Origin of the sequence: uncultured Thiohalocapsa sp. (assembly GCF_913062725.1) — a bacterium.
Lineage (GTDB): Bacteria > Pseudomonadota > Gammaproteobacteria > Chromatiales > Chromatiaceae > Thiohalocapsa.
Window position 1 is genome coordinate 26,990 of the sequence record NZ_CAJXWY010000020.1, and the last position, 19,160, is coordinate 46,149.

The following is a 19,160-nucleotide window of genomic DNA, read 5'->3' on the forward strand; positions in this document are numbered from 1 at the left end:
CACCACCGGCATTCGTGCCGCCGGCGGCTCGGGCGCTAATATCCTCACGCCCGGGCAGTGGCGTCGCGCATGAGGGTCTGTAGGATTTTCTGGATCGCGTATTCTTGCGCAAAAAGCGCGGTTTAGCCAGAAGCCAACGTCGCAGCGGGCGACGCAACCTTCATAACTTTCTAATATTAAGGATTTCCCTCGACTATAAGCAAGTCGCGCCGCCGGTGCACCCTCGCGCGGGCCTCACACGCCGCCTGGCAGGCATGCGCCGTGCCTGAGCTCAAGCCGCATCGCGCCACTTGATGGAGCAGCCGACACTCGGGATCTGCTCAGCCGGGCCCTGGCCCGTCTCGGCCACCTGCCGCATGCCGAGAAAGAGATCGCGGCGCACATCCGCAGGCGCCGTTTCCTTGCGGCTGGCGTCCAGACGGCCGCGATACTGCAGACCCAAGTCCGCGTTGTAGCCGAAAAAGTCCGGCGTGCACACCGCACCATAAGCCTTGGCGATCGCCTGCGTCTCGTCGAGCAGATACGGGAAAGGGAAACCGTGCTCGGCGGCCACTTGCCGCATGTTCGCAAACGAGTCCTCCGGATAATCCGCCGGGTCGTTGGACATGATGGCCACCGAGCCGATGCCGAGTGCGGCGAGGTCGCGCGTGTCGCGCACGATGCGCTCTCGCACCGCCTGCACATACGGGCAGTGGTTGCAGATGAACATCACCAGCAAGCCCTTCGGCCCTGTGCATGCGTCACGCGTCCACGTCTTGCCGTCGACGCCGGGCAGCGAGAAATCCGGGGCGGGCTGGCCGAAGTCGCAGACGGGGGTTTCGAGGGATACCATCATGGCCTCCTAGAGCGCAGATTCGGTTGAAAAATACACCCCCATGGTACCCGAACGCGCGGCGACGGGAACCCCGGAGACTGACGTCGGCACCTGTTAATCGTCCTCGGGCTCGGTTAGTATGGTGGACTCTCGACCGCCGCACTCCCACGCGGCAACGCTTCTTCTCACCGCACCAACAGCAACAAAGCGCGCCTGGGGGCGCCCGCATCTCGCTATGTCAAACGAACTGCTCTTCACGTCCGAATCCGTCTCCGAAGGCCATCCCGACAAGGTGGCGGACCAGATCTCCGACGCGATCCTCGACGACATCCTGGCCAAGGATCCCAATCCCGGCGCCGCCCGCGTCGCCTGTGAAACCATGATCAAAACCGGCGCGGTGATCGTCGCCGGCGAGATCACCACTGACCACCATGTGGACTTCGACAACCTGGCACGCGCGGTGGTGAACGACATCGGCTACGACCGCTCCGAGGTCGGCTTCGACGGCCACACCTGTGCCGTGATGTCGCTGGTGGGCAAGCAGTCTGCGGATATCGCCCAGGGTGTGGACCGCAAGAGCCCTGAAGAGCAGGGTGCCGGCGACCAGGGTCTCATGTTCGGCTACGCCACCAACGAAACCGACGTGCTGATGCCCGCCCCCATCACCTTCGCGCATCGCCTGGTGGAGCGTCAGTCGGAAGTCCGCAAGAACAAGACGCTGCCCTGGCTGCGGCCCGACGCCAAGAGCCAGGTCACCATGCGCTACCGCGACGGCGCGGTGGTGGGAGTGGACGCTCTGGTGCTGTCCACGCAGCACGATCCCGACGTGGCCCAGCAGCAGATCCACGAGGCGGTGATGGAGACCATCATCCTGCCCGTGATCCCCAAGGAGTGGATCCACAGCGATACCAAGATCCACATCAACCCCACGGGGCAGTTCATCATCGGCGGCCCCGTCGGCGACTGCGGTCTCACCGGGCGTAAGATCATCGTCGACACCTACGGCGGCATGGCCCGCCACGGCGGCGGCGCCTTCTCCGGCAAGGACCCCTCGAAGGTGGACCGCTCCGCCGCCTATGCCGGTCGCTATGTGGCCAAGAACATCGTCGCCGCCGGTCTCGCCGACCGCTGCGAGATCCAGGTCTCCTATGCCATCGGCGTCGCCGAGCCCACGTCCATCAGCGTCGAGACCTTCGGCACCGCCAAGGTCGATGAGAACCGCATCGCCATGCTGGTGCGCGAGTTCTTCGATCTGCGCCCCTATGGCCTGATCCAGATGCTGAACCTGGTCAAGCCCATCTACCGTAAGACCGCCGCCTACGGCCACTTCGGCCGCGAGCTGCCGGAGTTCTCCTGGGAGGCCACCGACAAGGCCGAGCAGCTGCGGGACGCGGCGGGCCTCTAAGCGCGCCAATCAAGCCCCGCTGACCCTCTGGCCCCCACGCCGGCGCGCGGGGGCCAGCGCCGGCACTTTCGGCATCGCAGGCCTGGCTCACCGGGGTCCACGGCACCGCACGTACCGCCCGCCGCGAGAGCGCTGCTGCGTTGGCCAGCGACGGGCATCGATGCTACGCACGACTTTGCGGTGTGATCTGCGGGCATGACCCGGATGACCCTTGCCCGACCCCTCCACGGTCAAGCCACTGGCCATAACCAAGGCGTATCGTCGCGACGGGCATTGGCCTGAGCGTCGTGCGCCGGCCCGGTATACTGTGCCTCGATCCGGTTCACCGCGAACGCGTCCCGCAGGCCTGTCAATGCGCATCGGTACCCCACTGTCCCCCAACGCCACGCGGGTCATGCTGCTCGGCGCCGGCGAGCTCGGCAAGGAAGTCATCATCGCCCTGCAACGCTTCGGCATCGAAGTCATCGCCGTGGACCGCTACGCCAACGCGCCGGGGCAGCAGGTGGCGCATCACACCCGGGTCGTCGACATGGCCGACCCCGCCGCGCTGCGAGCGCTGATCGAGGCCGAGCGCCCGGCCATCATCGTGCCGGAGATCGAGGCCATCGCCACCGACGTGCTCGCCGAGGTGGAGCAGGCGGGCCTGTGCGAGGTCATCCCCACGGCCCGGGCGGCGCAGCTCACCATGAACCGCGAGGGCATCCGCCGCCTGGCCGCCGAAGCGCTCGGGCTGCCGACGTCCCCCTACGCCTTCGCCGCTGACTTCGACACGCTGCGACGGGAAGCGGCGGCCATCGGCTACCCCTGCATCGTCAAGCCCGTGATGTCCTCGTCCGGAAAGGGACAGTCGCGGGTCGAGGAGGCCGGCGCCCTGCGGGCTGCCTGGGATGACGCCATCGCGGGTGGGCGCGTCAATCAGGGCCGGGTCATCGTCGAGGGCGTGATCCACTTCGATTTCGAGATCACCCTGTTGACGGTGCGCAGCGGACCACACGACGGCGAAATCAGCACGCAGTTCTGCGACCCGGTGGGACACCGTCAGGTCAGCGGTGATTATGTGGAGAGCTGGCAGCCACAACCGATGACGGATACCGCCCTGGCTAAGGCGCAAGCAATCGCCCGGCGCATCACCGATGCGCTGGGCGGGCGCGGCCTCTTCGGCGTCGAGCTATTCGTGCGCGGCGACGATGTCTGGTTCAGCGAGGTCAGCCCCCGTCCCCACGACACCGGCATGGTCACCATGGCCTCCCAGCGCCAGAGCGAGTTCGACCTGCACGCCCGCGCCATCCTCGGCCTGCCCGTGGACACCCGCCGCGACGCCGTCGCCGCCAGCGCCGTCATCTACGGCGGCATGGACGCGGCGGGCATCGGCTACGACGGCGTGGCCGAGGCGCTCGCCGTACCGAAGTCTGATCTACGGCTGTTCGGTAAGCCCGAAGCCTTCAGACGCCGGCGCATGGGGGTTGCATTGGCGCGGGGTGAGGCTGTCGATGAGGCGCGGGCGCGGGCCGCCCGGGTCGCGGCGGCGGTGATCACCCGGTCACCCTGAACAGGGCTCAAGCCCAACCCAAAGCCCGATGGGCGCAACCAGCGTGAGCGAACGGACTCCCGAGACCCTCCCCGATCCCCGCCCACATCCCGCACGGGCAAGCGCTTGGCCCTCTGGACAATGCACCGTCTGTTCGCGTTACAATGGCGCCAGATGATCAGGACGGTCAGGGGCCTGCCGACGGATATCGGCAGGGTCATCACGCTGCCACCGCCTCGCGCGCCCCGCCGTCGTCACCAGCGCCCTACGCGGGCGCATCCCCGCCGCACAAGCGGCCGCCTGAACCGATAACGACCGCCGAGACGGCCGTAGCCTCACTGCCCTGCGCAGGAGGTCGAACCGACCGCACCGGGCACAGTCATCGTCCCGTTCCGAGGAGCGCTGCAACAGGGTATCCCACCCTGCCAGGCTCGGTCGGGGTTTGCGAATCTTCCAACGGCGCTCACTCAAGATACTCAGGAGCTGAATACCGTGAGTGAGCTTAAAGACTTCAACGACTACAAGGTTGCCGACATCTCCCTGGCCGACTTCGGCCGCAAGGAGATGGACATCGCCGAAACCGAGATGCCGGGCCTGATGGCCATCCGCGAGAAGTACGGTCCGAGCAAGCCATTGGCCGGCGCGCGCATCACCGGCAGCCTGCACATGACCATCCAGACCGCGGTACTCATCGAGACCCTGGTGGCGCTCGGCGCCGAGATCCGCTGGGCCTCCTGCAACATCTTCAGCACCCAGGATCACGCCGCCGCCGCCATCGCCGCCCGCGGTATTCCCGTCTACGCCTGGAAGGGCGAAACCCTGGAAGAGTACTGGTGGTGCACCGAGCAGGTGCTGAACTGGCCCGACGGCCAGGGCCCGAACATGATCCTGGACGACGGCGGTGATGCGACACTGCTGGTGCACAAGGGCGTGGAGTACGAAAAGGCGGGCGCCGTGCCACAAGCCACCGCCGACGACAACGAAGAATGGACCGCCGTGCTCGGCGTGCTGAACCGCACCTTCGCGCGGGACAACCGCCATTGGCACCGCACCGCCGAGGGCATCAAGGGCGTCACCGAGGAGACCACCACCGGCGTGCATCGCCTCTACGAGATGCACAAGAACGGCGACCTGCTGTTCCCGGCCATGAACGTCAATGACTCGGTGACCAAGTCCAAGTTCGACAACCTCTACGGCTGCCGCGAGTCGTTGGTGGACGCCATCAAGCGCGCCACCGATGTGATGATCGCCGGCAAGGTCGCCGTGGTCTGCGGCTATGGCGACGTGGGCAAGGGCTCGGCGGCCTCGCTGCGGGGCCTGGGCGCCAACGTCTGGGTCACGGAGGTCGACCCCATCTGCGCGCTGCAGGCCGCGATGGAAGGTTACCGTGTGGTCGACTTGAACGACGTCATCGGCCAGGCGGACATCTTCGTCACCGCCACCGGCAACAAGGACATCATCACCGAGGAGCACATGCTGGCCATGAAGGATCAGGCCATCGTCTGCAATATCGGCCACTTCGACAACGAGATCCAGGTGGACAAGCTCTCGAAGTACGAGTGGATCGAGATCAAGCCGCAGGTGGACCAGATCGTCTTCCCCGACGGCCATCGCATCACCCTGCTCGCCCGCGGCCGACTGGTGAACCTGGGCTGCGCCACGGGCCACCCGAGCTTCGTCATGTCCAACTCCTTCACCAACCAGGTGCTGGCACAGATCGAGATCTTCACCAAGCCGGAGGCCTACCCCATCGGCGTCTATGTGCTGCCGAAGCACCTCGACGAAGAGGTCGCCCGGCTGCACCTCGAGAAGATCGGCGCCAAGCTCACCAAGCTGCGCCCGGACCAGGCCGAGTACATCGGCGTCACCGTCGACGGGCCGTTCAAGACCGACCATTACCGGTACTGATGAGGGGCCGGGGGCCAGGCACCAGTGCCAGGCCCCGGCAGTCCGAAGCGAAGGCCGGCGTCGGGTCCCGTATCCGATGCCGGCCTTTGTCTATCCGACCACCGCATTGGGCACGCAACACAGGTATTCGTCATGAACACCCACAGCGACACTCGCACCTTCAGCTTCGAGCTGTTCCCGCCAAAGACCACCGAGGGCATGGAGAAGCTCAAGGGCACCGTGGCCAAGCTCAACGCCGTCGGCCCCGAGTATTTCTCCTGCACCTACGGCGCCGGCGGTTCCACCCGTGAGCGCACCTTCGCCACCGTCGACTGGCTGCGCAGCCAGGGCATCGACACGGCGCCACACCTGGCCTGTATCGGCTCCGACGAGGCCGAGATCCGCGACATCATCGGCCACTATATCGACCAGGGCATCCGCCGCATCGTGGCACTGCGCGGCGACATGCCCTCCGGCATGGGCAGCACCGGCCTGAGCGCCTTCCGCTATGCCAACGAGCTGGTGGCCTTCCTGCGCGCGGAGTACGGAGATCGCTTCAAGCTCGAGGTGGCGGCCTATCCCGAGTTCCACCCGCAGGCGCCCAATGCCACCGCGGATCTGGAAAATTTCAAGCGCAAGGTCGATGCCGGCGCGGATGCGGCCATCACCCAGTACTTCTTCAATCCGGACGCCTATTTCGAGTTCGTCGAGCTCTGCGACGAGGCGGGCATCACCATCCCCATCATCGCCGGCGTCATGCCCATCACCAACTTCAACCAGTTGGCGCGCTTCTCCGACGCCTGCGGCGCCGAGATCCCCCGCTACATCAGGAAGCGCCTGGAGGCCTACGGCGACGACAAGGCATCCATCAAGGCCTTCGGTCACGAGGTGGTGCTGGATCTCTGTCGTCGCCTGCTGGAAGCCGGCGCCCCCGGCATCCACTTCTACACCATGAACCAGGCCGAGGCGACGCTGAAGCTCTGGCACGACCTGGATCTGCCGGTGACGGCGCCCAGGCAGGTGTAAGCCGCCCCGACTGGCAACCCCCCTGAGCCGGCGCAGGGACAGCGCCGGCGATCCGCCGCAGGAGACCCGTATCCCCTGCACCACGCAGCCCTGCCCAGCCAGAGGCCCACGGCTTGCGGCCTGCGAGGCGCACTGCGCTCGGACGCCCGCTAGGGGAGATCCGGCGGGTCGAGCCGGCGCGCACAATCGGCAACGGCCTGCTGCGCCTGGCGATAGAGCCCGGGGTCGCCGGCGTCCAGCACGTCGAGCAGTGCCGCGACCTCGCTGAGATAGACACGGGCGAAGCGGGGGTCGTGGGCGCAGATGTCGCGACAGTTGTCGATGAGGTCCGCGAGCTTGATGGTCTTCGCCCGCGTCGAGGCGCGCGCCGTGTGCTGGCGGTCAATGGCCTTGCGCACGGCGCGGTTGCCGTCACCGGGGGCGCTGACATCCGTGAGATCCGCCACCAGCGCCCGCACCGCCGGCCCGAACACGCGCTCGATCTCGTCGAAGGTGGCGGGCGTATCCTCCACCGTATCGTGCAGCCAGGCGGCGGCGAGCATCTCCGGGTCATCGGTGACCTGCGCCACCAGGCCGGCGACGGCCTCCAGGTGCTCTCGGTAGGGCTGCTGGGTGTATTTGCGCCGCTGGCCGATGCGCTCGTGGGCCTCGGTGGCGAAGCTGCGTGCACGGGCGACGAGATCGGCGGATGCTGAAACGTTGGCGCGCATGATCTGACTCCTCTGCGACGACAGACGCTGCGGGCCGCGACGAGCGGCGATCGCTCGGGCGCAGCCTAGCGAGCCTCTGGCCACACCACAACTGGCTATTGCATGTACCCGGCGGACGTCAATGTCCGGCGCAAGCATCAGCGGGCGGGGTGGCGGATGACGGGGGTCTCGACGGCAGAGATGCCATCGTAAAGCCTACAGGGACGTATTCACGGCGTCCCCCGCCGGTCGCCACCACAGCCCGCGGACACCGACAACCGAAATGCGATCGATATAACCGGGCGGCGGTGAGCGTGCCCACCACCGGCTTCGTTATACTGGCGGGTCCGATCCCATGCGCCCCGCAACGGCGCCCACCCCGCCGCACGAGACCGTCATGCTGGACAAGACCTACGACCCCCACCGCATCGAAGCCCAGTGGTATCAGCGCTGGGAGGACGCCGGCTGGTTCGCGCCGCGGATGGACCACGGCGGCGGCGCTTACTGCATCATGATTCCGCCGCCCAACGTCACGGGCAGCTTGCACATGGGTCACGGCTTCAACAACACGCTCATGGACGCGCTGATCCGCTACCACCGCATGTGCGGCGACCAGACGCTGTGGCAGCCCGGCACGGACCACGCCGGCATCGCCACCCAGATGGTGGTGGAGCGTCAGCTGGAGGCCGCGGGCAAGACCCGCCACGACCTGGGCCGCGAGGCCTTCATCGAGCGCATCTGGCGCTGGCGCGAGGAATCCGGCGGCACCATCACGCGCCAGCTGCGCCGGCTGGGCTCATCGCTGGACTGGCAGCACGAGCGCTTCACCATGGACGCGGGCCTGTCCAACGCCGTCAACGAGGTCTTCGTGCGGCTGTTCGAAGAGGGCCTCATCTACCGCGGCAAGCGGCTGGTGAACTGGGACCCGGTGCTGCACACCGCCGTCTCGGACCTGGAAGTCATCGCCGAGGAAGAGGCGGGACACATGTGGGACATGCACTACCCGCTCACCAACGGCACCGGACATCTCACCGTCTCCACCACCCGCCCCGAGACCATGCTCGGCGACTGCGCCGTCGCCGTGAACCCGGAGGATACGCGCTACAAGCATCTCATCGGCGAGCTCGTCGAGCTGCCGCTCACCGGCCGGCGCATTCCCATTATCGCCGACGAGCACGCCGACCCCGAATTCGGCACCGGCTGCGTGAAGATCACCCCGGCGCACGACTTCAACGACCACGCGGTCTGGAGCAATCATCGCGACGAGCTGCAGATCGCCGACCAGCCCCACGGCGGACTCATCAACATCTTCACGCCGGATGCCGCCATCCGCGCCAACGCGCCGGACGAGGACCAGCTGATCCCCGCCGCCTACATCGGCCTGGACCGCTATGCGGCCCGCCAGCGCATGGTCGCCGACCTCGAAGCCCAGGGGCTGTTGGCAGGCATCAGGGATCATAAGCTCATGGTGCCCCGCGGCGACCGCTCCGGCGCCGTCATCGAGCCCTATCTCACCGACCAGTGGTATGTGAAGATCGGCCCGCTCGCGGCGCCCGCCATCGAGGCGGTGGAAGACGGGCGCATCCGCTTCGTGCCGGACAACTGGAAGAACACCTACTTCGAGTGGATGCGCAACATCCAGGACTGGTGCATCAGCCGCCAGATCTGGTGGGGCCACCGCATCCCCGCCTGGTACGACGCCGAGGGCAATGTCTACGTCGGGCGCTCCGAGCAGGAGGTCCGTCACAAGCACGACCTGCCCGCGGACTTTGCTTTGACCCAGGACCCGGACGTGCTGGACACATGGTTCAGCTCCGCGCTCTGGCCCTTCAGCACCCTCGGCTGGCCGGAAGAGACGGATCGACTCGCGGCCTTCTATCCCACCTCGGTGCTCATCACCGGCTTCGACATCATCTTCTTCTGGGTCGCCCGGATGATCATGATGGGACTCAAGTTCATGGACGACGTACCCTTTCGCGACGTCTACATCCACGGCCTGGTGCGCGACGCCCAGGGCAACAAGATGTCCAAGTCCAAGGGCAATGTGCTCGACCCCATCGACCTCATCGACGGCATCGCACTGGAGCCGCTGGTGGCCAAGCGCACCCGCGGCATGATGCAGCCGCATCTGGCCGAGAAGATCGCCAAGGCGACGCGCAAGGAGTTCCCCGACGGCATTCCGGCCTTCGGCACCGATGCGCTGCGCTTCACCTTCGCAGCGCTCGCCACCACCGGACGCGACGTCAAATTCGACCTCGGCCGCATCGAAGGCTACCGCAACTTCTGCAATAAGCTCTGGAACGCCTCCCGCTATGTGCTGATGAACACGGGCGCCGAGGCGGCGGGGTCGGGAGACAAGCCGCTGGGCGAAGGCACGGACATCGTGCTGAGCGCCGCGGATCGCTGGATCACCGCACGCCTGCACCGCGCCATCGCCCAGGTGCGCAGCGCCATCGACGGCTACCGCTTCGACCTCGCCGCCCAGGCCATCTACGAGTTCACCTGGAGCGAGTTCTGCGACTGGTACCTGGAGCTGGCCAAGCCGGTGCTCACCGGCGAGCATGCCGGTGACGCCGCCAAGCGCGGCACCCGCCGCACCCTGGTGCAGACGCTGGAGACACTGCTGCGCCTGGCCCACCCCTTCCTGCCTTTCATCACCGAAGAAATCTGGCAAAAGGTGAAGCCACTCGCCGGCGTCGCGGGCGAAACCATCATGCTCGCGCCCTACCCGGTGGCCGATGCCGGCGTCGACGACCCGGCGGCGGTGGCCGAGATCGAGTGGGTCCAGCAGTTCATTCTGGGGGTGCGCCGCATCAAGGGCGAAATGAACATCGCGCCGGGCAAGTCCCTGCCGGTGCTGGTGAGCAACGCCAGCGCGCAGGACCGGGCCTGGATCGAGCACGCGCGACCGTACCTCGACTTCCTGGCCAAGACCGCCTCCATCACCGTGCTGGATGACGAGCGCGAGGCGCCCGAGTCCGCCATCGCCCTGGTGGGCGAGATGAAGCTCCTCATTCCCATGGCGGGCCTCATCGACAAGGCCGCGGAGCTCAAGCGTCTGGACAAAGCAATCAGCCGGCTGCGCGCGGATATCGCCCGCATCGAGGGCAAGCTCGCCAACCCCAGCTTCGTCGACAAAGCACCGGCGGCGGTGGTGCAAAAAGAGCGCGAGCGCCTCACCGAGCAGGGTGCGGCGCTGGCCCAGCTGGTGGCGCAGCACACCAGGATCAGCGCACTCTAGCCCCGAGCCCGGGGCAGCCGCCGACCGCCATGACCACGCCCCCCGGGAGCCTGCCGGCCCGGCTCGACGCCTGGCTGGCGCTGGTGCGCATGCCGCTGTTGTTCACGGCCTGGTCCAACGTCATCGCCGCGCACCTCATTGCCACCATGGGCAGCCCGCACTGGCGGCTGCTGGGGCTGCAGCTCACCATCGCCGCCTGCCTGTATTGGGCGAGCATGATCCTGAACGACTGCTTCGACCTGGCCCGCGACCGCGAGGCCTATCCGCATCGGCCACTGCCCTCCGGGCGCATCGCCGCCCGCTCCGCCTGGCTGGCGGGTTACGGCCTGCTGGGACTGGGGCTCGGCTTCGGCCTGCTGGCGGGCCCCGGACCGCTGCTGCTCACGCTGCTGCTGGCGATGGTGATCCTGCTCTATGTGGGCGGGCTCAAGCACCGTCCGGCGGGGCCACCGCTGCTGGCCCTGGCGCGCTGGCTCAACTGGCTGCTGGGCCTCAGTGCCGGCCTGGTGCTCATCCCCGAGCTACTGCTGGCGCTGCCGGTGCTGCTGTATACCCTGGCGCTGGCGCTGCTGCACCGGGCCGGGCGCAGCGCTACCCGCCACGCCGTGCGCGTCGCCGTCATCCCGCTGGCCCTGGCGCTGGCGGTAACCCTGGCGCTCTACCCCCTGGGCATCCTCACAGATCCCTATGCGCTGGCACTCACCGCCGTCGGCGGCGGCCTGCTGCTGCGGCGCCTGCTGCGCCTGATGGAAGACCCCACCACCGCCCGGGTGCGTGCCAGCGTGGGCTTTATGCTGCTGTGCCTGATTCCGCTGGATGCGCTGCTGCTCGCCGGCGACGGGCAGCGCCTGGCGGCCGTGCTGCTGTTGTTGCTGCTGCTGCCCATCTGGCTGTTGGGCTATCGCGTACCGCCGCGCTGAGGCCGAGGGCGATGTGGCCGCCATCATCGCCACGGCAGGTGAAATGCGCCCGCATCGCTCCCAAGTTGCCACTCAACCGAGAGTCATCGCAGACCACCCATGACCGACATCGCACCCAACATCGACGCCTCCGAGATCCACAAGTTCGAGGAAATCGCCTCGCGCTGGTGGGATCCTGAGAGCGAGTTCAAGCCCCTGCACGAGATCAATCCGCTGCGGCTCGGCTATGTGCAAAGCCATGTCAAGCTCGCCGGCAAAAAGGTGCTGGACGTGGGCTGCGGCGGCGGCATCCTGTCGGAGTCCATGGCCACCGCCGGCGCCGCGGTCACCGGCATCGACATGGGCGAAGAGCCCCTGCGCGTCGCCGAGCTGCACACCCTGGAGACGGGCGTGGAAGTGGATTATCGCCAGATCACCGCCGAGGCGCTGGCCGGGGAGATGCCCGGCGCCTTCGACGTCGTCACCTGCATGGAAATGCTGGAGCATGTGCCGGACCCGGGCTCGGTGGTGGCCGCCTGCGCGCGGCTGGTGCGCCCCGGCGGGCATGTCTTCTTCTCAACCCTGAACCGCAACCCCAAGAGCTACCTGTTCGCCATCATCGGCGCCGAGTATCTGCTCAATCTGCTGCCCCACGGCACCCATGACTACGCCCGCTTCATCCGCCCGGCGGAATTGGACCGGTGGGTGCGGGCAACGGACCTGCGCATCGTCGAATTCGCCGGGCTGACCTACAACCCGCTGACCCGGGTGTATCGGCTGGCGCCCAAGGATATCTCCGTCAATTACATGGCCAGTTGCCGGCGCCCGGCGCACGCCTGACAATGACTGCACAGGCCAAATGCGCGGCAGTGCTGTTCGACCTCGACGGCACCTACGCCGACACCGCCGCCGATATGGGCGCCGCGCTGAATACCCTGCTCGCGCGCCACGGCCGCCCGCCGCTGGCGACGGCGCTGATCCGCCCGCACGTGTCCAGCGGCGCCCGCGGACTGCTGCGGATCGGCTTCGACCTTACACCGGATGACGCCGGCTACGCCGCGCTGCGCGCCGAGTATCTGGATCTCTACGCCGCCGACATCTGCTGCCACACCCGCCCCTTCGACGGCATGGAGACGCTCATTCGCCGGCTGGTGAGCCAGGGCTTGGCCTGGGGCATCGTCACCAACAAGCCTGGCTGGCTCACCACCCCGCTGCTCGCGGCCATCAACCCATCGCCGGCGCCCGCCTGCGTCGTCAGCGGCGATACCACCGCGCACGCCAAGCCGCACCCGCAGCCCCTGCTGCACGCCTGCGCGCTGCTGGATGTGGAGCCCGCGCACTGCTGGTACGTGGGCGACGATGCCCGCGACATCCACGCCGGGCGCGCCGCCGGCATGGCCACCCTCGCCGCCGGCTGGGGCTACCTCGGTACCGACAGCCCACCGGGCGACTGGGGGGCCACCGGCCTGGTGGAGCACCCCCTCGGCGTCCTGGACTGGCTCACCGGTGCGCGCTCGCCGACGCTGCCGCCCGCCAATCCGCCGCGAGCGGCCTAAAGCGCGCAACGGCAGCGCGCAACGGCGGCGCGAACGGCAGCGCACGACGGCAGCGCGGCGGCGCCGACCCGACGCCGGCGCAGTGGACTGCGGGCCCGATGCACGGCGACCCGGCCAGCCACGCCTGCGACCGGCCGACGCGGTGCCCGACCACCAGCCAACCGCCGACACCATCCGCAACCTGACCACCTGACCCGATCCGCCCATGCCCGCGCCCGACCTCCCCGCCGGCGGCGCCGAATGGCGCTATCCCAATCGCGCCACCCCACCCGGCTCCAGCCTCTACTACGCCGTGCGCTTCGCCCCCCGCGAACTGCGGGATGCACTGGCGGCGCTCGCGGGCTGGCGGCACCAGGTCCGCGCCATACTCGACGAGGTCTCGGACTCAGGCGTCGCACGTCTGAAGCTGGACTGGTGGCGCGAGGAGATTCAGCGCACGCTGGCCGGCGCGCCGCGCCACCCGCTGAGTCATGTGCTCGCCTCCACGCTGGCGTCAGACGTCGACGGCGGTGCCCTGCCCGCGGCGCCCTTCCTGGCCATGGCCGACGACGTCGAGCAGGTACTGCGCCGCCGGCGCCCGGCGGACGCCGCGGCAATGCGAGCCGCCGACACCCGAGACCTGGGCGCCCTGTTCGAATTGCTCGCCCGCGCCCACGGCGAGCGGGACGAATCGGTCATCGCCGCCGCCCGCCGCAGCGGCGGCTGGTGCGGCGGCGTCCGCCGGCTGCGGGACGCGGGGCTGCTGCTGCGCCACGATCGCACCGTCCTGCCCACCGACGCCATCACCGCCGCCGGTCTCGGACACGAGGCCCTGGCGAGCCCTGAGCACCGCCACCAATTGCCCGCCCTACTCGCACCGCAGGCCGCCATGCTGGCGCGCGAGGCCCCAACCACCGCTGCGTCGGCGCTGCCGCGGGCGCTACGCATCCAGCAGCGCATCCATGCGGCGCTGCTGCAAGAGCTCCGCCGCAGCGAGCTCGCCGTGGTGGATCAGCGCATCGGGCTGACGCCGCTGCGCAAGTTCTGGATCGCGTTGCGGGCCAATGAGCGAGCTTGACTGGATGTAGGGCGGCTGCCGCAACCTCATTTCTCCGCGAGGCGTTCGAGGGCCGCGCGAATGTCGGCGTCGTTGGGGTGGTGCTGCACGGCCTCGCGCAGTACCTCGCGGGCCTGGTCGGTCTCGCCGGCCTGCTCGAGCGCCAGGGCCTGGACGAAGGGATAGCGCGGCTCGCTCGGGGCCAGGGCGACCGCCCTGGCCAGTTGCGGCAGGGCCTCGGGCAAACGCTGCTCGCGAATCAGCAGCAGCCCGAGCGCATACGACAAGGCGGCGCTGTCGGGGGCTGCGGCGATGCCGGCACGCAGGTGCGCCTCTCCGTCGTCGTCGCGCCCCAGCGCGCGGTACAGGTCCGCCAGGTTGGCGTAGGCGGGCGCGAAATCGGGCTGCAGGCGCAGCGCGGTCTGGTATGACTGCTCGGCCTGTGCGGCGTCGCCGACCGCGCTGGCCACCAACCCCAGGTTGAGGTGAGACTCCGGACGCTCGGCCGTAACATAGAGCGTCTGAGCGTATTCCTCGATGCGGCGGGTCAGCAACTCGCGGAAGCGCTCCGGCACCTGCTGGCGCAGCACCGGCGCGAGCACGCGCGCGGCCTCGATGCGCACCAGCAACACCGGGTCGTCGAGCAGCGGCCAGCCGAGGTCCACCCGGGTACGCAGATCGGTCGCTTCCAGATAGCGCACACCGGCGGCACGGACCAGGGGCGCGTCGTCCTCGAGCAGGCGGCGCAGGCGCGGCAACTGGTCGGCGCTGGCCAGGGGGCGCAGCCGCTCGATGGCGCTGGCGCGGGCGATCGCGGGCTGCGTGCTGTCGGCGGCGAGGGCCAACAGCTGTGCCGCGGCATCGGGTGCGCCGCGGTCGGCCGCATGCAGGGCCTCGCCGAAGTGCGGGCCGCGATGGCGGCTGTCCGGGTACCAGCGCACCACCTGTGCAGCCGCCCAGGCGGCATCCTGGTCGGTGTGGCAGCCGGTGCAGGCGTTGGGCGTGCCGAGGCTGACCGACAAGTCCGGTCGTGGCACCCGGAAGCTGTGATCCGCCCGCCAATCATTGACCATGTAGACCCGCTGCGGCATGTGGCAGCCGGTGCAGGCGGCGCCGGCGCCGTCCACCGGGTGGTGGTGATGCCGGGGGCTGTCGTACTGCGCGGCGACGTGGCAGCTGGTGCACACCGCATTGCCGCTGCGCTGCAGTTGCTGGCTGTGCGGGTCGTGACAGTCGCTACAGGTCACGCCGGCGTGGTACATGCGGCTCTGCACGAAGGAGCCGTAGACATAGACCTCATCTTTGATTTGGCCGTCCGGGTAGTACAGGTGGGGCTCGAGCAACGCCAGGCGATGGGTCTGCGCCAGGGGCTCGCCGTGGCGGTAGTCCTCACTGAGCTGGCCGCGCCGGGCATGGCAGCGGGCGCAGATCTCGATCTCCGTGTGCTCACGGCGCGGCGGGCTGCGGCGGGGCAGCCCGCTGGCCGGGTCGATGAGCCACTGCGCCCGGTCGCTGCGCAGCCGGGTGCTGAAGCCGCGCCGCGGATCGGCGGCGCGCTCGGCGTCGCCCTGCTGCGCCCAGGCCAGGTGGCCGGCGCCGGGGCCATGGCAGGCCTCGCAGGCGACATCGATTTCGGCGTAGTGGGTCTGGTAGCCGTCGGTCGCCGGGTCATAGCCCTTGCGCAGATCGGTGGAGTGGCACTCGGCGCACTGATAATTCCAGTTCTGCTCGCGACCGCTCCAGTGCAGCGCGTGGGTGTGATCGATGGGCTCGTCGGGGTAGAGGTGGAACCAGCGCTGGCCGCCCGCCGCCGCGGGGCGGCTGTCCCAGGCGATGCCCAGGCCCTGCAGCCGCCCCTGCGGGCGCTCGAGCAGGTACTGCTGCAGCGGGTACCAGCCGAAGGTGTAGCGCACCCGGTAGTCGGCCAGCGCACCGTCGGGGCCGTCGGTGCGCACCCAGTAGTCGCCGTCCCGTTGATAGAAACGGCTGGTGACGCCGTGGGCGGTGAATTCGGCGTCATCGAAGTCCCCCAGCACCGTGGCCGCATTCGGTAGGGCCATGGCGAGGTCGTGATGCGAGCCCTGCCAGGCGGCGGTCTCATCCGTGTGGCAATCGGCGCAGGCGGCGGCGCCGACATAGCCCTCGTGAGCCGCCGGGGTGGCCGTGCCGGCCGAAGCCTGACTCCCGAGGAGGAGGCTGAGAGACAGCAGGGTGGTGCGGACGAGCAGGGCGTCGGACGCTGGCATGACAGACCTTGCAAAGGCTGAAAGCCATATCACAGCATAGCGTTGCTCGACCCGCCAAACACGCTGATGGAGCAACGCTTTTCAGACGCGGGCGGATCCCTTGCAGCACCTACGGCATGATGGGCCAGGAGACGCCCAACATCGCGCCGATGGCCACCAGAAACACAGGCGTTTCCGCGGCAGCCTCGGCGCTCGCCAAGCGCAAAGGGACGACGCTCGCGGGCCCTGGAAAGCTCGCAAGGCTGATGCGGCGCGTGGGGCTCAACGCGTCTGCGAAGAAAAATGTCCCATCGCTGGCCGAGCAGGCTGGCTTGGGTGACCTGCTCGAGTGCCGCCGGCCTGTGGCCCCGCCCGCCTCTGTGACTTCGCACGTCGCACGCGCCGCACCCCTGCTAGAATCCGCAGCTACCCGGTCGGATAAGACGCAAGCCCCGAGAACCCCCCTCAGCCATGGATATTCTGCTCGCCAACCCGCGTGGCTTCTGCGCCGGCGTAGACCGCGCCATCGACATCGTCGAGCGCGTGCTGGAGCTCTTCGGCCCACCCGTCTATGTGCGCCACGAGGTGGTCCACAACCGCTACGTGGTGGACGATCTCAAGGCCCGCGGCGCCATTTTCGTCGACGACATCGCGCTGATGCCGGAGGGGGCCGTTTGTGTCTTCAGCGCCCACGGCGTGTCCCAGGATGTGCGCGCCCAGGCCGCCGAGCGGGGCTTGCGGGTGTTCGACGCCACCTGCCCGCTGGTGACCAAGGTGCATCTGGAAGTGGCCCGCCACTGCAAGGCCGGCTTCGATGTGGTGCTCATCGGCCACCGTGGCCACCCGGAGGTGGAGGGCACCATGGGCCAGTGCGCCGCCGACGGCGGGCGCATGCACCTGGTGGAAGACCTGAATGACGTCGCCGCCCTCGCCATCGAGCATCCGGACAAGGTCGCCTACGTCACCCAAACCACGCTGTCGGTGGACGACACGGCCGGCATTATCGACGCGCTGCGCGCGCGCTTCCCGAACCTCACGGGGCCGAAGAAGAGCGATATCTGCTACGCCACCCAGAACCGCCAGGATGCGGTCCGCGACCTCGCCAGCCGCGCCGACCTGGTGCTGGTGGTGGGCTCGGCCACCAGTTCCAACTCCAACCGCCTGCGTGAGCTCGCGGAGAAGACCGGCACACCGGCTTACCTCATCGACGGTCCCGACGACGTCCAGCGCGAATGGCTGACCGACGGTACGCGGGTGGGCGTCACCGCCGGCGCGTCCGCCCCGGAGCTATTGGTGGCGCAGGTGATCCAGCGCCTGAAGGACTGGGGGGCCGCCAGCGTCGAAGAGCAGGCCGGCATGCGCGAGAACGTCACCTTCGCCCTGCCCAAGGAACTGCAACGCACGGCGGGTGACGCCGGCTGACGGCGTCTGCGGCAAGTCGACCCTCCCGATCACCCCGGCAGGCTGATGCCCGCGCACGACTGACACACGCATGAGCGACCACACTGGCTCCGATATCCTCGTCATCGGCGGCGGCGTCATCGGTCTGATGACCGCCCGCGAGCTCGCCGCCACGGGTGCAGCCGTCACCCTGGTGGAAATGGGCGACACCGGCCAGCAGGCGAGCTGGGCCGGCGGCGGCATCCTCTCGCCCCTCTACCCCTGGCGCTTCGCCGGCGCCGTCACGGCGTTGGCCACCTGGAGCCAACGGGTCTACCCGGCGCTTTGCACCGAGCTGTTCGAAAGCACCGGCATCGATCCCGAATACAACACCAGCGGCTTGATGATCCTCGACCCCGAGGAACATGCCGAGGCCCGCGCCTGGGCCAGCGCCGAGCACCAGTCGCTGACGACGCTGAACCCCACCCAGATCCGCGAAACAGAGCCCGGCCTGCAGACCGGGGTGCGGACAGCACTCTGGCTCGAGGACATCGGTCAGGTGCGCAACCCCAGGCTCACCAAGGCCCTGCGCGTTGCCATCGAGCCCAAGGTCAGCATCCGCGAGCACGAAGAGGTGCTGGAGCTGCGTGTCAAGGACGGCGTGGTCCAGGGTGTGCGCACCCGCGCCGGTGATATCGCCGCGCAACGCGTTGTGGTCTGCACCGGCGCCTGGACCGCGGAGCTGCTCGGCAAGCTCGGGCGCAAGCCCGACATCCACCCGGTGCGTGGGCAGATGATTCTGTTCTACGCCAAGCCCGGGCAAATCCGCCATTTGACACTCTACCGCGAGCGCTACGTCATTCCGCGCCGCGACGGCCGGGTGCTCATCGGCAGCACGCTCGAGGATGCCGGCTTCGAGAAGCGCACCACGGCGGAGGCGAAAGAAGAGCTCTACCGCATCGCCACGGAGCTGTTTCCCCTCCTGAAGCGCACGCCCATCGAGGATCACTGGGCGGGGCTGCGCCCGGGCTCACCGAGCGGCATCCCGTACATCGGCCCCTATCCGGGCGCGGAAGGGCTTTACGTCAACGCCGGTCACTTCCGCAATGGTCTGGTCACGGGCCCCGCCTCCGCCAGGCTGCTTGCGGACCTGCTGCTGGGCCGTGACCCCATCCTGCCGGCGTCGGCCTATGCGCTGGACGCGGCCCGGGGCTGAGCGCCGCCCGATGCTTGCCGCAAGCCGCCAACCCGCTTATGATTAACGGCTGGCCCGGGCACTGTCCCGACGTCCTGCGCCGGTGTAGCTCAGCTGGTAGAGCAACGCATTCGTAATGCGTAGGTCAGCGGTTCGAATCCGCTCACCGGCTCCATTCAAGCCTTCCCCCGAGGCACTCGATTGGGTGCGAGGGACGAGTCATACGACAGCACGCCTGTCGTCGGCCCCCACCAGCCGCAATCCTGCCCGCCGCAGCTC

The 19,160-nt window shown here is 68.5% G+C and carries 14 protein-coding genes, 1 tRNA gene and 1 riboswitch; of the genes, 12 read left to right on the forward strand and 3 right to left on the reverse strand.

All coding sequences use genetic code 11. From position 1 onward, the window contains the following. Positions 1-271: 271 nt before the first annotated feature. Positions 272-832 (reverse strand): thioredoxin family protein, encoded by a 561-nt coding sequence (locus tag QZ588_RS07530; RefSeq protein ID WP_295541436.1) that lies wholly within the window; start codon positions 830-832, stop codon positions 272-274. Positions 833-1,049: 217 nt separating this feature from the next. Here QZ588_RS07530 and metK point away from each other — a divergent pair, with 217 nt between their 5' ends. The 4 genes from metK to metF all read left to right on the forward strand — a co-directional run bounded on the left by metK (position 1,050) and on the right by metF (position 6,660). Beyond that, positions 1,050-2,219, forward strand: a complete 1,170-nt coding sequence (metK, locus tag QZ588_RS07535) for a methionine adenosyltransferase (RefSeq protein ID WP_295541392.1) — start codon at positions 1,050-1,052, stop codon at positions 2,217-2,219. 352 nt (positions 2,220-2,571) lie between these two features. Next, positions 2,572-3,768: a formate-dependent phosphoribosylglycinamide formyltransferase gene (gene purT, locus QZ588_RS07540; protein WP_366929541.1), complete on the forward strand. Its 1,197-nt coding sequence runs from the start codon at positions 2,572-2,574 to the stop codon at positions 3,766-3,768. Positions 3,769-4,135: 367 nt separating this feature from the next. Next, positions 4,136-4,219, forward strand: a riboswitch (S-adenosyl-L-homocysteine riboswitch). Between the two features lie 11 nt (positions 4,220-4,230). Continuing rightward, positions 4,231-5,655, forward strand: a complete 1,425-nt coding sequence (gene ahcY / locus QZ588_RS07545; protein ID WP_366929542.1) for an adenosylhomocysteinase — start codon at positions 4,231-4,233, stop codon at positions 5,653-5,655. 132 nt (positions 5,656-5,787) lie between these two features. Continuing rightward, on the forward strand, positions 5,788-6,660 hold the full coding sequence (gene metF / locus QZ588_RS07550; RefSeq protein ID WP_295541396.1) for a methylenetetrahydrofolate reductase [NAD(P)H]: 873 nt from the start codon (positions 5,788-5,790) through the stop codon (positions 6,658-6,660). Between the two features lie 149 nt (positions 6,661-6,809). On the opposite strand, the gene QZ588_RS07555 is transcribed toward metF, so the two are convergent. Further along, positions 6,810-7,370, reverse strand: coding sequence for an HD domain-containing protein (locus QZ588_RS07555; RefSeq protein ID WP_295541398.1), 561 nt, complete (start codon positions 7,368-7,370; stop codon positions 6,810-6,812). Between the two features lie 376 nt (positions 7,371-7,746). On the opposite strand from QZ588_RS07555, the gene QZ588_RS07560 reads away from it, so the two are divergent. The 5 genes from QZ588_RS07560 to QZ588_RS07580 all read left to right on the forward strand — a co-directional run bounded on the left by QZ588_RS07560 (position 7,747) and on the right by QZ588_RS07580 (position 14,102). Beyond that, on the forward strand, positions 7,747-10,590 hold the full coding sequence (locus QZ588_RS07560) for a valine--tRNA ligase (RefSeq protein WP_295541400.1): 2,844 nt from the start codon (positions 7,747-7,749) through the stop codon (positions 10,588-10,590). A gap of 29 nt (positions 10,591-10,619) precedes the next feature. Then, complete coding sequence (locus QZ588_RS07565) at positions 10,620-11,510, forward strand: UbiA family prenyltransferase (protein WP_295541401.1); 891 nt, start codon at positions 10,620-10,622, stop codon at positions 11,508-11,510. Between the two features lie 99 nt (positions 11,511-11,609). Then, on the forward strand, positions 11,610-12,329 hold the full coding sequence (ubiG, locus tag QZ588_RS07570; protein ID WP_295541402.1) for a bifunctional 2-polyprenyl-6-hydroxyphenol methylase/3-demethylubiquinol 3-O-methyltransferase UbiG: 720 nt from the start codon (positions 11,610-11,612) through the stop codon (positions 12,327-12,329). Positions 12,330-12,331: 2 nt separating this feature from the next. Beyond that, positions 12,332-13,045: an HAD-IA family hydrolase gene (locus tag QZ588_RS07575; protein ID WP_295541403.1), complete on the forward strand. Its 714-nt coding sequence runs from the start codon at positions 12,332-12,334 to the stop codon at positions 13,043-13,045. A gap of 205 nt (positions 13,046-13,250) precedes the next feature. Further along, positions 13,251-14,102 (forward strand): squalene/phytoene synthase family protein, encoded by an 852-nt coding sequence (locus QZ588_RS07580; protein WP_295541405.1) that lies wholly within the window; start codon positions 13,251-13,253, stop codon positions 14,100-14,102. A gap of 26 nt (positions 14,103-14,128) precedes the next feature. Here QZ588_RS07580 and QZ588_RS07585 read toward each other — a convergent pair whose 3' ends face one another. Further along, positions 14,129-16,327 carry a tetratricopeptide repeat protein gene (locus QZ588_RS07585; protein ID WP_295541407.1) on the reverse strand — a complete coding sequence of 733 codons (2,199 nt, stop codon included), beginning with the start codon at positions 16,325-16,327 and terminating at the stop codon, positions 14,129-14,131. A gap of 450 nt (positions 16,328-16,777) precedes the next feature. Between QZ588_RS07585 and ispH the strand changes: the two genes are divergently transcribed. The 3 genes from ispH (at position 16,778) to QZ588_RS07600 (ending at position 19,056) form a co-directional block, all read left to right on the forward strand. After that, positions 16,778-17,728, forward strand: coding sequence for a 4-hydroxy-3-methylbut-2-enyl diphosphate reductase (ispH, locus tag QZ588_RS07590; protein WP_295541409.1), 951 nt, complete (start codon positions 16,778-16,780; stop codon positions 17,726-17,728). A 70-nt stretch (positions 17,729-17,798) separates the two neighbouring features. Further along, on the forward strand, positions 17,799-18,902 hold the full coding sequence (thiO, locus tag QZ588_RS07595; RefSeq protein ID WP_295541411.1) for a glycine oxidase ThiO: 1,104 nt from the start codon (positions 17,799-17,801) through the stop codon (positions 18,900-18,902). Positions 18,903-18,980: 78 nt separating this feature from the next. Further along, a tRNA-Thr gene (locus QZ588_RS07600) sits at positions 18,981-19,056 on the forward strand. The last annotated feature ends 104 nt before the right edge of the window (positions 19,057-19,160 follow it).